The sequence below is a fragment of the Mesorhizobium sp. M2A.F.Ca.ET.039.01.1.1 genome (assembly GCF_003998035.1).
In the GTDB taxonomy this organism is placed as follows: Bacteria; Pseudomonadota; Alphaproteobacteria; order Rhizobiales; family Rhizobiaceae; genus Mesorhizobium.
Genome location: NZ_RZRY01000103.1, coordinates 1 through 13,689, shown reverse-complemented (window position 1 = coordinate 13,689; position 13,689 = coordinate 1). Strand labels below are relative to the sequence as shown.

At 62.6% G+C, this 13,689-nt stretch carries 15 protein-coding genes and 1 tRNA gene; 8 read left to right on the top strand and 8 right to left on the bottom strand.

Features of this window, described 5'->3' with window-relative positions; translation table 11 throughout:
- Nucleotides 1-149: 149 nt before the first annotated feature.
- On the top strand, nucleotides 150-533 hold the full coding sequence (locus tag EOA24_RS11065) for a hypothetical protein (RefSeq protein WP_245466966.1): 384 nt from the start codon (nucleotides 150-152) through the stop codon (nucleotides 531-533).
- A gap of 114 nt (nucleotides 534-647) precedes the next feature.
- Here EOA24_RS11065 and EOA24_RS11060 read toward each other — a convergent pair whose 3' ends face one another.
- Complete coding sequence (locus EOA24_RS11060; protein ID WP_126081571.1) at nucleotides 648-1,148, bottom strand: GFA family protein; 501 nt, start codon at nucleotides 1,146-1,148, stop codon at nucleotides 648-650.
- Nucleotides 1,149-1,536: 388 nt separating this feature from the next.
- Entirely contained in the window at nucleotides 1,537-3,570 is a 2,034-nt protein-coding gene (locus tag EOA24_RS11055; protein WP_126081572.1) for a YgiQ family radical SAM protein, read from the bottom strand.
- Between the two features lie 350 nt (nucleotides 3,571-3,920).
- On the opposite strand from EOA24_RS11055, the gene EOA24_RS11050 reads away from it, so the two are divergent.
- Both EOA24_RS11050 and EOA24_RS11045 read left to right on the top strand, forming a co-directional pair.
- Nucleotides 3,921-4,580, top strand: a complete 660-nt coding sequence (locus tag EOA24_RS11050; RefSeq protein WP_126081573.1) for a L,D-transpeptidase — start codon at nucleotides 3,921-3,923, stop codon at nucleotides 4,578-4,580.
- Nucleotides 4,581-4,589: 9 nt separating this feature from the next.
- Nucleotides 4,590-5,102: an OmpA family protein gene (locus EOA24_RS11045; protein ID WP_127409792.1), complete on the top strand. Its 513-nt coding sequence runs from the start codon at nucleotides 4,590-4,592 to the stop codon at nucleotides 5,100-5,102.
- Nucleotides 5,103-5,499: 397 nt separating this feature from the next.
- Here EOA24_RS11045 and EOA24_RS11040 read toward each other — a convergent pair.
- Nucleotides 5,500-5,576 (bottom strand) — tRNA-Met (locus EOA24_RS11040).
- A gap of 252 nt (nucleotides 5,577-5,828) precedes the next feature.
- Between EOA24_RS11040 and EOA24_RS11035 the strand changes: the two genes are divergently transcribed.
- Nucleotides 5,829-6,794: a Gfo/Idh/MocA family oxidoreductase gene (locus EOA24_RS11035; RefSeq protein ID WP_126081575.1), complete on the top strand. Its 966-nt coding sequence runs from the start codon at nucleotides 5,829-5,831 to the stop codon at nucleotides 6,792-6,794.
- Nucleotides 6,795-6,828: 34 nt separating this feature from the next.
- On the opposite strand, the gene mnmA is transcribed toward EOA24_RS11035, so the two are convergent.
- Nucleotides 6,829-8,019 (bottom strand): tRNA 2-thiouridine(34) synthase MnmA, encoded by a 1,191-nt coding sequence (gene mnmA / locus EOA24_RS11030; protein WP_126081576.1) that lies wholly within the window; start codon nucleotides 8,017-8,019, stop codon nucleotides 6,829-6,831.
- 254 nt (nucleotides 8,020-8,273) lie between these two features.
- On the opposite strand from mnmA, the gene EOA24_RS11025 reads away from it, so the two are divergent.
- The gene (locus tag EOA24_RS11025) at nucleotides 8,274-8,549 is read left to right on the top strand and encodes a DUF1153 domain-containing protein (protein ID WP_006203587.1); all 276 of its coding nucleotides are present in this window, start codon (nucleotides 8,274-8,276) and stop codon (nucleotides 8,547-8,549) included.
- 61 nt (nucleotides 8,550-8,610) lie between these two features.
- Here EOA24_RS11025 and EOA24_RS11020 read toward each other — a convergent pair whose 3' ends face one another.
- Nucleotides 8,611-9,537, bottom strand: coding sequence for an NADP-dependent oxidoreductase (locus tag EOA24_RS11020; protein ID WP_126081577.1), 927 nt, complete (start codon nucleotides 9,535-9,537; stop codon nucleotides 8,611-8,613).
- A 91-nt stretch (nucleotides 9,538-9,628) separates the two neighbouring features.
- Here EOA24_RS11020 and EOA24_RS11015 point away from each other — a divergent pair, with 91 nt between their 5' ends.
- Entirely contained in the window at nucleotides 9,629-10,027 is a 399-nt protein-coding gene (locus EOA24_RS11015; RefSeq protein WP_126081578.1) for a helix-turn-helix domain-containing protein, read from the top strand.
- Between the two features lie 101 nt (nucleotides 10,028-10,128).
- Here the strand turns inward: EOA24_RS11015 and EOA24_RS11010 are convergent, their stop codons facing one another.
- Nucleotides 10,129-10,506, bottom strand: a complete 378-nt coding sequence (locus EOA24_RS11010) for a flagellar export protein FliJ (protein ID WP_126064596.1) — start codon at nucleotides 10,504-10,506, stop codon at nucleotides 10,129-10,131.
- 450 nt (nucleotides 10,507-10,956) lie between these two features.
- Here EOA24_RS11010 and ctrA point away from each other — a divergent pair, with 450 nt between their 5' ends.
- On the top strand, nucleotides 10,957-11,652 hold the full coding sequence (ctrA, locus tag EOA24_RS11005; protein ID WP_006203583.1) for a cell cycle two-component system response regulator CtrA: 696 nt from the start codon (nucleotides 10,957-10,959) through the stop codon (nucleotides 11,650-11,652).
- A gap of 68 nt (nucleotides 11,653-11,720) precedes the next feature.
- Here the strand turns inward: ctrA and EOA24_RS11000 are convergent, their stop codons facing one another.
- On the bottom strand, nucleotides 11,721-12,089 hold the full coding sequence (locus tag EOA24_RS11000; RefSeq protein WP_126081579.1) for a response regulator: 369 nt from the start codon (nucleotides 12,087-12,089) through the stop codon (nucleotides 11,721-11,723).
- A 221-nt stretch (nucleotides 12,090-12,310) separates the two neighbouring features.
- Entirely contained in the window at nucleotides 12,311-12,940 is a 630-nt protein-coding gene (locus EOA24_RS10995; RefSeq protein ID WP_042640350.1) for a histidine phosphotransferase family protein, read from the bottom strand.
- A 338-nt stretch (nucleotides 12,941-13,278) separates the two neighbouring features.
- On the opposite strand from EOA24_RS10995, the gene EOA24_RS10990 reads away from it, so the two are divergent.
- The coding region (locus EOA24_RS10990; RefSeq protein ID WP_127409791.1) for an EipA family protein at nucleotides 13,279-13,689 on the top strand (411 nt) is incomplete at its 3' end.

Sequence of the window (13,689 nt, the reverse complement as noted above, 5' to 3'; positions counted from 1 at the left end):
GGGGCCGGGCGGCTGGTGGGCAGGCACGAGCTGATCGGGGCGGGGACCGATCAGGTCGGCGCGGCCCAGGCCGGATTGCACAATATCGAGACGAGGCTCCTGGCCGGCGAGACGGCTGAATCAAGCGCCACAAGGGTGGTTTCGATCGCGTGCTGGTCGACGCGCCATGCAGCGGCACCGTCACCTGGCGACGCAATCCCGACGCGCGCTGGCGCGCACGGGAGGAACAGGGTCTGGACAAGCTTGTGTCGTTGCAGGCCCGGATCCTGGCGAGCGCGGCACGCCTGGTGAAGCCCGGTGGACGGGTGGTCTACGCTACATGCTCCATGCTGCCCGAGGAAAATGAGGACCAGGTGGCCGCTTTCCTGGCGGCGTGTCCAGTCTTTCGTGTTGTGCCGCTTAATGAGGCCGCGCCGCAGCTGGCGAACTCATCTCATCCGGACTATCTGTCGCTGACGCCCGCGCGCAACGATACGGCTTCTTTGCCGCCGTCATGCAGCGAGAAGGCGCGCTCACGGGCCGGGCCACCATAGCCATTCGCGAACCACTTTTTTGAATGACCCGAATGGGCCGGAAGCTGACGGCTGCTTCGAGGCACGAATTAGCGGCAATGGACAGCGCCGCGCTGGCAACCGCCGGAATAGTACTCAGCCATCACGCCTCCTCACCACCCACGAGGTGGTATCGTGATCAGGGTGCTGGTTGTTGCTCTCCTTGATCGCCGCGGCCCAGTCGGCTCCGTTATTTTCGGTAGCACCGGTGTTTTCTATGCCCGTGATCGTATCGAACCACGCCACCATGTTCTCGGTGCAGGTACTGGCAAGCGGCGGGAAGGCGTGCGGATCGTCAAGCGAACCAATCATCAGGTTGGTGCGACCGTTTTCGAGGTGGTGGAAGAACAATGGCGTGCCGCAATTGGCGCAGAAGCCGCGCTCGACAAGCTCCGAGCTCTTCCAGACGCTCGGCTTGCCGCGTGTCCAGGTGAGCGCCTCATCGGGCGCGGCGACGAGCGCGGCAAAGATGTTGCCCGAGGCTTTCTGGCACATGCGGCAATGGCAGAGATGCGAGTTGTCGAGCATAGCGCTTGCGTGGTAGCGCACGGCACCGCACTGGCAGCCGCCGCTCATCTCCATCTCGATGCGTTTCATTTTTTCTCCTCCTTCAAGAGGCGGGTTTGGGCTTAATGTCTTTCAGGTATTCGTGTTTGATAGTCCAGCCTCGCAAGAGCCGATCTCATTCTGGTGTTAGCGGGTGTGATTTGTCGGCCCAAAAGAAAGGACCCGATCACGCCTTCCCCGTCGTCTGCCAATGACTTCCGCTTCAACCGCCGTTAAGCGGTGGCCGAAGCTCGCAGAGACTGTCCAGTGGGTCCTCAGCTGCGAAGTACCGGTGCGGGCGCTGGCGAAGTCCGCTTTTGAAAGCTGCTCAACGTAGCTTAAACGTCCGACATAAGGCGCCAAGCTGCCGGCGAAATCGGATCTGCTTGTGCTCGGATCGCCGCCCGGCAGATCAGCTATGCTGACGGAGCGTCACGGCTCACCTCTTTGGAAACGGCACGCCCTTGGTGGTGAATCTCTGTCCTCTGCCGATCGGGCGCACGGGGCGCTTGGTGGCAGCGGCCTTGCCGGTTCCGGGGGGCTGGTGGGCAGGCACGAGCTGGTCGGGGCGGGGACCGATCAGGTCGGCGCGGCCCATCTCCTTCAGGGCATCGCGCAGCAGTGGCCAATTGTCGGGGTCGTGGTAACGCAGGAATGCTTTGTGCAGCCGGCGCTGCCGCCCGCCGCGAACGGTCTCGACCTTGTCGGTCGCGCCGCGCCGCACGCCCTTCAGCGTGTTGACGCCGGTGTGGTACATGGCCGTCGCGGTCGCCATGGGCGAAGGCAGGAAGGTCTGCACCTGGTCGGCGCGGTAGCGGTTCTTCTTCAGCCAGAGCGCCAGCTGCAGCATGTCCTCGTCGGTCGTGCCGGGATGGGCGGCGATGAAATATGGAATGAGGTAGTATTTCTTGCCGGCTTCCTTGGCGGCTGCGTCGAACATCTCCTTGAAGCGGTCATAGGTGCCGATGCCCGGCTTCATCATCTTGTCGAGCGGCCCGCGCTCGGTGTGCTCGGGCGCGATCTTGAGGTAGCCGCCGACGTGGTGGGTCACCAGTTCCTTGACATATTCCGGGCTCTTGACGGCCAGGTCATAACGCACGCCGGAGGCGACCATCACCTTCTTGACGCCCTTGACCTCGCGGACCTTGCGGTAGAGCCGGATCAGGTCGTCATGCGAGGTGTTGAGGTTGGGGCAGATATCGGGAAACACGCAGGACGGCAGGCGGCAGGCCGCCTCGATCTTGGGGTCCTTGCAGGCCATCCGGTACATGTTGGCGGTCGGCCCGCCGATATCGGAGATCACGCCGGTGAAGCCCGGGGTCTTGTCGCGGATCTTCTCGATCTCGCGCAGGATCGAGCCCTCGGAGCGGTTCTGGATGATGCGGCCTTCATGCTCGGTGATCGAGCAGAACGTGCAGCCACCGAAGCAGCCGCGCATCACCGTCACCGAGAACTTGATCATGTCCCAGGCGGGGATCTTGGCGTCGCCATAGGACGGGTGCGGCGCGCGTGCATAGGGCAGGTCGTAGACGGCGTCCATCTCCTCGGAGGTCAGCGGGATGGGCGGCGGATTGAGCCACAGGTCGCGGTCGCCATGGCGCTGGACGAGCGGGCGGGCATTGCCGGGATTGGCCTCGCGGTGCAGCACGCGCGAGGCGCGGGCATAGGCATCGCGATCGCCCTCGACCTGCTCGAACGATGGCAGCCGGATCGCGATATCGCCGGGCTTGCGGCTGGCGCCTTCGTCGGCGGAATCGAGATCGTCGGCATGGAGTTCCGTAAAATGCTCGGGCACGCGGCGAAACAGGGCGACGCCCCTGATGGCGTCGAGCTGGCGTGGCGTGTCGCCGGCGGCGAGCCGGTTCGCCACCTCGACGACGGCGCGCTCGGCATTACCGTAGATCAAGAGGTCGGCCTTGGCATCGGCCAGGATCGAGCGGCGCACCTTGTCGGACCAGTAGTCGTAGTGGGCGATGCGGCGCAGCGAGGCTTCGATGCCGCCCAGCACGATAGGCACGTCCTTGAAGGCCTCGCGGCAGCGCTGCGTATAGACGATCGTGCAGCGGTCCGGCCGCTTGCCGCCCTCGCCGCCCGCCGTATAGGCGTCATCATGGCGCAGCTTGCGATCCGACGTATAGCGGTTGACCATGGAATCGAGGTTGCCGCCGGTGACGCCGAAGAACAGCCTTGGCCTGCCCAGCGCCTTGAACGGCTCGGCCGACTGCCAGTCGGGCTGCGAGATGATGCCGACCCGAAACCCCTGGGATTCGAGCAGACGGCCGATGATCGCCATGCCGAAGCTCGGATGATCGACATAGGCATCGCCCGTGACCAGCACGATGTCGCATTCATCCCAGCCGAGCGCCGCCATCTCGGCGCGGCTCATCGGCAGGAACGGCGCAGCCTCCCGGGCGGGAGAGCCGCGGACCGACAGGGGAGTGATTTCTCTCTGGGCGCTGGCTATGGTTTCCATCGGCCGACGTATAGGCCGCCGCCAAGGGGAATTCAATTAAGCTCGATCTTGGGCTCCGGAAATGCATTGGGACGATGGAGCGCGCCCGCTTATGGGTTGCGTCGAGCAGGGCCTCAAAACCCGAAAGGCCGGGCGCCGCAGCAGGAGCGCGTAATTCCACCAAGAGAATGGAGGTCTTGGTTACCACGCCCATCAGCACAACCAGGCCAATTACCACGGGCATTGGAGAAGCTGGTGCCTGCCACCACTGGAGGCAGTCGTGCTCCACGGCAAACTGCAGCATTTTCCACTTTGAGGCGAAATAGTTCTCAACTATGGTCTTGCTAGGCTTAAGGCATGGGGGATTGCCGATGGTTCTATCACGCAGGGGTGTCGTGATCGGCGGCCTGGCGCTGGTCGCGGTCGGTGCAACCGGCAATATTGTTCAAGCCGCGACCGCGAAATCCTTTTTCGCCGGCACCGCCATCGACAACAATTTCGTCTATCGAAAGACCAACTTCGCCAAGATAGACAAGAGATGGCATCGCCAGATCGTCAAGTATTTCAGCAGCGAGCCGGTCGGCACCGTCGTGGTCGATACCCGCCACCACTTCCTCTACCTCATCATGGAAAACAAGACCGCCATCCGCTACGGCGTCGGCGTCGGCAAGGAAGGCTTCAAATGGTACGGTCGCGCGACGATCGAGCGCCGCGCGCTATGGCCGCAATGGGTCCCGCCGCCCGAAATGCGTAAGCGCAGGCCGGAACTGCCGGACATGATCGCAGGCGGCGCGTCCAACAATCCGCTCGGGCCACGCGCGCTCTATCTGTACCGCGACGGCGCCGACATCGGCTACCGCCTGCACGGTACGCTGGAGCCATGGAGCATCGGCACCGACGCTTCCAGCGGCTGCATCCGCATGTTCCCGGAAGACATAATCGACCTTTACCAGCGGTGCCCGATCGGCACCGCGGTGGAAGTCCTGCCGCACATCGCCGACCAGGCGCCCGCTTCCACCTCTGTCGAATGATGGCGCCTCATGGACCGCATGATTGAAAACACCCGCCGGCTGCTCGCCGCCAGCCTACTGGTGCTGACCGCATCCTGCTCGACCAGCAACACGCTGGCCCCTTCCACGCCCGACGTCACCAACGCCGAGATTGCCGCCTTCCAGAACGTGCAGCCGGGCAGTGAGGAGGATTTTATCCTTAATGTCGGCCGCCGCACCTATTTCACGAAAGGTTCGGCCGCGCTCGATTCTGTCGCCAAGACCACCCTCGACACCCAGATCGCCTGGTTAGCAAAGTATCCGCGCTGGCTGCTCAAGCTGCAGGGTTTCGCCGACGATCCCGGCGCAAACGAAACGGCGCTGTCGCAGCAGCGCGCCGATGCAGTGATGGACTACCTCGCCGCCGGCGGCATAGACCGCAGCCGCATGTGGGCGAAGGGCTACGGCAAGGACAGGCTGGTCCGCGACTGTCCCGACACCGCCTGCAGGTCGCAGAACCGCCGCGTTGTGTCCAATCTGCGCGATGAGAGGGACGAGCCGTAGAGGGGGAGTTGTCTCAGGAGATGGGAGCGGCTGGTCAACGCCATTGCGAAGGGCCATGGCGACCCAACCGTGCTGGGACCGCAATCAACAACGCTGAACGAAGAGCCCAAGAGCATTTTGGCAGGGTTGCATCGGGTACCCGCTGCGACCGATCGTGCTGCACCCTGCGGTGCTCGCCCGCTACGAGGGGCAACTGAACCAACTTCGGACGGGGCGTGCCAAGGGCATTGCTTCCTGGCGATTCCGGATGTGCAGGGGCAATGCGTGGCCTGATCGAAACCGTTACGGTGTTTCGAGATCCTCGAAAACCGGCGCGTTGAAGTCGAAATCGCTGGTCGGATGACGGCACTCTTGGCAACAACGCCTTCCCCACAGCGTCCAAGGAGTAGGGGGAAGATGGTAGCGGGAGAGGGACTTGAACCCCCGACCCCAGGATTATGATTCCCGTGCTCTAACCAACTGAGCTACCCCGCCAGGGTGGCAAATGGCCCGGAAAACCGTCCAGAAGGAACGGGCGTCGCGAGGCGTTCGCCAAGGTCGCGCGGATATAAGGTTGGGAGGGTGAGCCTGTCAAGCTTGGATGAGGCCGACATGTGGGCATAATCCGGCCGGCCCAATCTCATCCCAGAAAAGCTTTGCCGGACAGACACTCAGGACATCTCCCGGGGTTGAGTTCGGCGGGGCACGTCGCTATGTCTCGGCCATGAAATTCTAGAGTTTGAACGAATGAAGCCGCGCATCGCCGTCCTCGGTTGCGGATACTGGGGCAGCAACCATATCCGCACCCTCAAGGCGCTTGGCGCGCTCTATGCCGTTTCCGACGTCAACCGCGCCCGCGCCGAAGGTTTCGCCAGCGAGCAGGACTGCCTGGCGATCGAGCCGGACAGGCTGTTCGAGAGAAACGATATCGACGCCATCGTCATGGCGCTGCCGCCGCAATTCCATGCCGACACCGCCGTGCGGGCCGTCGAAAGCGGCAAGGACGTGCTGGTGGAGAAGCCGATCGCGCTGACCGTCGCGGACGCCGAGCGCGCGGTGAAGGCGGCCAAGGACAATGGCCGTGTCTTCATGGTCGGCCATGTGCTGCGCTTCCATCCGGCCTTCGAGACGCTGAAAGGGCTGATCGACAATGGCGAGCTCGGCGAGGTTCGCTACATCCATTCGCACCGGCTCGGTCTCGGCAAGTTTCACACCGAGAACGACGCGCTCTGGGACCTTGCGCCGCACGACTTGTCGATGATCCTGGCCATCACCGGCACCGAGCCGATCGAGGTGAGGGGCGAGGGCGCGGCGCTGCTCGACAATCTCAGCGACTTCGCGCATCTGCATATGCGCTTCCCGAACGGCCTGCGCAGCCATCTCTTCGCCTCGCGCCTCAATCCCTATCGGGAGCGGCGGCTGACGGTCGTCGGCACCAAGGCGATGGCCGTGTTCGACGACGTCGAGCCCTGGGAGCGCAAGCTTGCTGTCTACCGCCACGCGGTCTGGCAGGACAGCGGCCAATGGGCGTTCACGGCCAACGAGCCCTCCTACGTGCCGGTCGGCGAGGGCATGCCGCTGACGCGCGAGCTTGCCCATTTCATGCAATGCATCGAGACGCGCGCCGAGCCGCGCACCGATGGCGAGGAAGCGATCCGGGTGCTGCGCATCCTGACCGCCGGCACGGTCATACACACCGGCTCGTCGGTCTGAGCCGTCCTGAAGCAGCGACGATAAGACTAAGAACTCACTCGGCGGGAATCTGCGCCGGCCTCGCCGCAAGCCTGGACAGCATGGCCTCGGCCTCGGCGCCACGCTCGGAACGCTCGATGAAACCGCCGCCGAACACCCGCGCCTCGTTGCCGTCGTCGGAATAGAGCACGCAGGCCTGTCCGGGCGCGATGCCGGACTCGCCGTCGGCCAGCTCGACCGACGTCACGCCGTTGCGGTGATGCAGCACGGCCGGGCGCGGCGGCCTGGTCGAGCGGACTTTTGCGAAGAGCTCGATGCCGCCGGCCGGAACGTCCGACAGCGGCCCGTCGCCAAGCCAGTTCATGGCGCGCAGATAGATCTTGTGCGTCTCCAGCGCCTCGCGTGGGCCGACGATGACGCGCGCCCGGTCGGCGTCGAGATGGACGACATAGAGCGGCTCGCCGGAGGCGATGCCGATGCCGCGGCGCTGGCCGATGGTGTAGCGCAGGATGCCTTCGTGGCGGCCGAGCACGCGGCCATCGATATGGACGATGTCGCCTGGGTTGGCGGCCGCGGGCTTCAGCTTGGCGATGATGTCGGAATATCTGCCCTGCGGGACGAAGCAGATGTCCTGGCTGTCCTGCTTGGCGGCGACGGTCAGCCCCATCTCCTCGGCAATGGCGCGGACCTGCGGCTTGGACAGGCCGCCGAGGGGAAATCGCAGATAATCGATCTGCGCCTGCGTGGTGGCGAACAGGAAATAGCTCTGGTCGCGGTCGGCGTCGACCGGCCGGTAGAGGGCGCGATGCGCGCCGTTGGCGCGCGAGCGGATGTAGTGGCCGGTGGCCAAGGCGTCGGCGCCGAGATCCTGCGCGGTGGCCAGAAGGTCGGCGAACTTCACCGTCTGATTGCACGATACGCAAGGGATCGGCGTCTCGCCGGCGACGTAGCTCTCGGCAAAGGGATCGATGACCGCCTTGCGGAAACGCTCCTCATAGTCGAGCACATAATGCGGAATGCCGAGCGTTTCGGAAACGCGGCGGGCGTCGTCTATGTCCTGGCCGGCGCAGCACGAACCGGCGCGATGGGTGGCGGCGCCGTGATCGTAGAGCTGCAGCGTCACGCCGACGACGTCATAGCCTTCACGCTTCAGGATGCCCGCGACCACGGACGAATCGACACCGCCCGACATCGCGACGACGACGCGGGTTTCTTCTGGGCGGCGAGGGAGGTTGAGGCTGTTCATGGTGCTTTCACTGTGCGGCGCTCAATGCCAATGGCCGGAATATAGGTCAAGCGCCCCGCCTGCGCCAGCTTGCGGCCCAGGACGAAATTACCGGCAATTTCAGGGCCTGGAGGCCGGTGTTTCAAATTCTAAACGATATCCTAACCGGGCGTTCACGATCCTTACCTAGTGATTAGGGTTCGCTTAGGCAATTTTTAAAGCTGTGGCGGTACTGTGGCGGGGATTGGGTCTTTGAGTTTTTAGTAGAGAGTACGATGACCGATCTGGTTAGACCTAGAGTCAAGTATGTTATTGGGCCCGACGGCAGCCCTCTTACCATCGCCGATCTGCCGCCGACGAACACGCGGCGCTGGGTTATCCGGCGCAAGGCGGAAGTTGTCGCAGCGGTGCGCGGCGGCCTGCTCAGCCTTGAGGAAGCCTGCCAGCGCTACAAGCTCACCACCGAAGAATTTCTATCCTGGCAGGCATCGATCGACGAATACGGCCTTGCCGGGCTGCGCACCACGCGGATCCAGCAATACCGGCACTAGGCTGGACAGACATTAACGAAAAGGGCGCGACGTTCCGCGCCCTTTTCGCTTTTGTAAAACCTCAGACCGTCAGCACGACCTTGCCAATTGGTCGGGTGGTCAAAAATGCATGGGCTGCTCCCGCCTGGTCGAGCGGGAAGGTCTTCGCCACATGTGGCGAGAGCTTGCCTGCATCCACCAGCTTGGCAAGCTCGACCAGACCATCGCGGTCGGGCACCACGGACATGCGCTCGACGTGGATACCGCGCGCGCTGGCCTTCGCCCTGGTGGCATCGTGAACGTTGAGCAGCGAAACCAGAACGCCGCCGTCACGCAGGACTGCCAGCGACTGGTCGGCATGGTCGCCGCCGATCGGATCCAGAACCAGATCGACATTGCCGACTTTCCCCGTGAAATCGTCCTTGGCGTAGTCGATCACCTCGTCGGCGCCGAGCGCGCGGACGAAATCCGTTTTGCCTGGACTGGCCGTGGCAATGACGTAGGCGCCAAGCGCCTTGGCGATCTGCACCGCCAGGTGGCCGACGCCGCCGGCACCGGCATGGATCAGCGCGCGTTGGCCCGCCTGCAGGCGGCCGTGGCGGACGAGGCCCTGCCAGGCCGTCAGGCCGGCGAGCGGCAAGGCCGCGGCATGCGCGTGGTCGATGGCCGCGGGCTTCGCGGCTATCTCGTCCACCGGCGCCGCGGCAAGCTCGGCATAGGCTCCAGCCTGCTTGGGAAAGCGCGGCATGCCGAATACCGCGTCGCCGACCTTGAAGGCGGTCACGCCGGCGCCGAGCGCGGCGACGATTCCTGAAATATCCCAGCCGAGAATGAAGGGCGGCTCGCCGAGCAGTGGGTGGGAACCGCCGCGCACGGCGCCGTCGACTGGGTTGATGCCCGCCGCCTTGACGCGCACGAGCACCTCGCCGGGCTTGGGCGCGGGGTCAGGCTGCTCGGCGACGAAAAGGACCTCGGGTCCGCCGACGGAAGTCTGGACAACGGCACGCATGAACGCCTCCTGTTCAAGTGGATGTGCCGCTATCTTTTGGATAGTAATAGCTGATTGTCGAGTATGCACCTTTTTGATATATAGGCACCCTATGGATAGTGAAGATGTTTCACCGCTCGGTTACGACGCGTTCCGGCGCACCTGCCCGTCGCACACCGTGCTCGAGATGCTGGCCAGCAAATGGGTTTATCTTACCGTCTGCGCGCTGCGGCGCGGCCGGTTGCGCAATGGCGAGCTGGCGCGCAAGATGGAAGGCATCACGCCCAAGATGCTGACCCAGACGCTGCGTGTGCTGGAGCGCGACGGTCTTGTGCGGCGCGAGATGTTTCCCGTCATTCCGCCGCGCGTGGAGTATGAACTCACGGAGCTTGGCCAGAACCTGGCGGGGCTGCTCAGCCAGATACGCTCATGGGCCGAAGAGCATGCGCCGGAAATCAAGGAAGCCCGAGCCCGGGCATCGGCTGATCATGACGAGATGGCCGTGTCCTGAAGCAGGCGAGAGGCTGATTCGACCGGCTGGCGGTGCTGAAGCTGCCGGCGGAATGCCTCCGGCTCGATATGTCTGCCGCAATGACTGCAATATGCCGGCAATCAGCCGATCATGGCGCTGCGGCCGCCTATTTCGGCGTCGCGGATCTTGGTGTCGCGCGATTCCAGCATCTCCGCCTTGGAAAGCTCCGCTTCAGCTTCGCCGAGTAATGATTCGGCAGTGCTTCGCTGCTGGGCGAGGTCGCTTTGCGAATTTCTAAGGTTGTCGCGGCGAAGGCGGGCCGCTTTGGCGAAGGTCGGATAGGCGAAATGGTTGATGTCGGTGATGCCGGCTTTTTTCTCTTCGGCGATGATCTGCGCTTCCAGCTCAACGGCCATGCGTTCGAACTCGGCGATCATCATGTCCAGCTGCAAGAGCTGCCGCCGCTTCTCATTCACCTGAAATTGCTTCAGCCGAACGAGGTTTTCACGTGACTTCATGATTCGATACTCCGCAAACGCACACCTGCAATACCGTCCAGTCCGCCCGGAACGACCCAAGCGCCGCCCGTTTCCCCCGGCTTTCCCTGGGCTATAGGAAACAAAGCCCTAAAGATTTTCGCCGGCGGTAACCATTCGTTTACGGGCATTGTTAATCATACGGGCGAGGACTTAAGGCCGGGTAAAAATTTCCGGCTCTCGGCGGAAGCCCAGGCCAGCGAGTCTCTGGAGTCACTTAGGCTGACTTTTTGATGTGGTGCATTAGCGGTTTGCGTATGTGATTCGTTATTAGATTCAAGTGGGTGTAGAAAGGGGTTAAAAAATCTGGTATCGTGTATGACACGAAATTAGGATTTGTTAACCAGTCGGTGGCACCTTCTGTTCAGGCAATCACTGCTCCGGGTCCCGGACGGGTCGTGACACGGCCCGGCAGCAGAAAAGGGGAATGAAATGCGTGTTCTGCTGATTGAAGATGACAGTGCAACCGCACAGAGCATCGAATTGATGCTGAAATCGGAGAGCTTCAACGTCTATACGACCGATCTCGGCGAAGAAGGTGTCGACCTCGGCAAGCTCTACGATTACGACATCATCCTTCTGGATCTCAATCTCCCCGACATGTCGGGTTATGAAGTCCTGCGCACGCTGCGCCTCTCCAAGGTCAAGACGCCGATCCTGATCCTGTCCGGCATGGCCGGTATCGAGGACAAAGTGCGCGGCCTCGGCTTCGGCGCCGACGATTATATGACCAAGCCGTTCCACAAGGACGAACTGGTGGCGCGCATCCACGCCATCGTGCGCCGCTCCAAGGGCCACGCCCAGTCGGTCATCACCACGGGCGACCTGGTGGTCAATCTCGACGCCAAGACCGTCGAGGTCGGCGGTCAGCGCGTGCACCTGACCGGCAAGGAATATCAGATGCTGGAGCTGCTCTCGCTGCGCAAGGGCACCACGCTCACCAAGGAAATGTTCCTCAACCATCTCTATGGCGGCATGGACGAGCCGGAGCTGAAGATCATCGACGTCTTCATCTGCAAGCTGCGCAAGAAGCTCGACGCGGCATCCGGTGGCCAGAACTACATCGAGACGGTGTGGGGCCGCGGCTATGTGCTGCGCGAACCGGAAGATATCCGCGTCAGCGCGTAAGCGATCCAAACGGTTTCAAGCAAAAACCCGGCTCAGGCCGGGTTTTTTGTTGGACCGCTCCCTGCGAATTAGGCGGCGATCTTGAGGAAACGGAAGCTTTCGAGCAACTGCGCGCGGTTGAAGGGCTTCAGCAGATAGCCCTGTGCGCCGGCGCGCTTGGCGCGCATGATCGCGGCCACATCGACCTCGACCAGCGAGACCAGGATCTGGGGCTTGATGGGAGCTTCCATAGCGCGGATGCGGCGAATAAGGTCCACCGCCTGGACGTCGGCCAGCCCGCCGTCGATGACGATGACGTCCGGCATGCCGTCGGCGCAGATTTCGGTAGCCTCGACCCCGGTCGACGCCTCGACGACAATGATGTCCGAGCCGCCAAGAATACGTTTAGCGACCTTCCTGATGACGCTCGAATCATCGACGAAAAGGCAACGCTTCATGTCCGGATCCTCTTTGCCATCTGCCGAACCGGCAGCCTCCGGGTAACCGGCGATGATCATAGGCCAATCTGGTAAAGAAGCTGAAAAGCCGTTAGGTAAAGTTTTTCCAAACAGGGCATCGCGCGGTTTTTGGTCACGACGCTGTTACATGGATCACGGCCGGCATTGCTCGATCTGCACAGCCGCCGCAAATATTAGCAATAAGAGATACTTCTATTTTCTTAGGCGGCCGTCAGCACGATCTCTTCGGGAGTCGCGTGGATCGAGATCGTCATGTTGGCCTCGCGCGCCAGGAGCAGCGTGTAGTAAGGCTGGACCGAATGGGCGTCGATCGGCTCCTCCGGCTTATGCCCGGAATGCAGTTCGAGGAATTTCGGCGGCACGCGCAGCATCGGTCCACTGGCCGACAGCGAAAAGCGCGGTTCGGTTTCGAGGTTTTCCAGCGTGATCACCAGCTTGCCGCCGCGCGGGATCGCCGCATGGGCGACAAGAATGAGGTTGAGCAGCAGCTTGACCTTGTTCTTGGGCAGCAGCGCGCGCGAGCCGTTCCATACAAGTTCCGGTTTTTCGTTCTTCAAGAAGGCGATGGCCACGGCTTCGGCATCACCGGTGTCGATCATCATCCCGGCGGAACCCGCGGCGCCGAAGGCTATGCGGGCAAACTGCAGCCGCGCCGAGGCGTTTTTGGCGCTCTGGCGAATGAGCTTCATGGCGTCTTCGTCGGCGCCGCCTTCGTCGAGCAGTTCCAGGCCGTTGTTGATTGCGCCGACCGGCGAAATGATGTCGTGGCAGACGCGGCTGCAAAGCAGCGCTGCGAGATCGGGCGCGGAAAGAGTGAAGAGCTCGGCCATCGGTGAAATCCCTGCTTAAGTCACTTGTTCACGGCTGAGCGACCGTTTTCGCGCCCGCCCACACGAATCACGTGCCTCCCCAAGGCTTTCTGAATACACAGCGCCTGAGCGCGCAGCAACAAATCCAAATTGCCGAGCCTGAAAATGGTGCGTTCACGGGGGGAAAACCGGTGGTCGGGGCTAAAGCCCAGCCTTCGAACCGCCATCTTCGTGTGGGAGCTTAATGGTTGAAAAAGGATTACGGCATAGTTTGCCCGTGATAGCCACCCTGAACGGCCGCCAAGAGCCGCAAGGGTGCGAGGCGTCGGCGAAAGTGCTCCCTGACGGAGATTGGAAGCATGTTTTCCCGATACTACGACCGGACATTCGTCCGTGTCCTTACCGTGACCATCACACTCCTAGGGGCTTTGATCCTTTCGACCGCGGCATCGCGGGCTCAACAGTACACAGCTCAGGAAATCATCGATTCCGGTCATAAATTCTTCGGCGAGACATCCGGTGGCCTGGCCACAGTCGTCGAGAAGATATTCGCGTCCTACGGCCTGCCGAACGGCTACCTGCTGGGCGAGGAGGGGTCCGGGGCCCTCATCGGCGGCCTGACCTATGGCGAGGGGACGCTCTACACCAAGAACGCCGGCGACCATAAGGTATTCTGGCAAGGGCCGTCGCTCGGCTGGGATTTCGGCGGCGAGGGCTCCCGGGTGATGATGCTGGTCTACAACCTCGACGACATCAGCAGCCTCTACAAC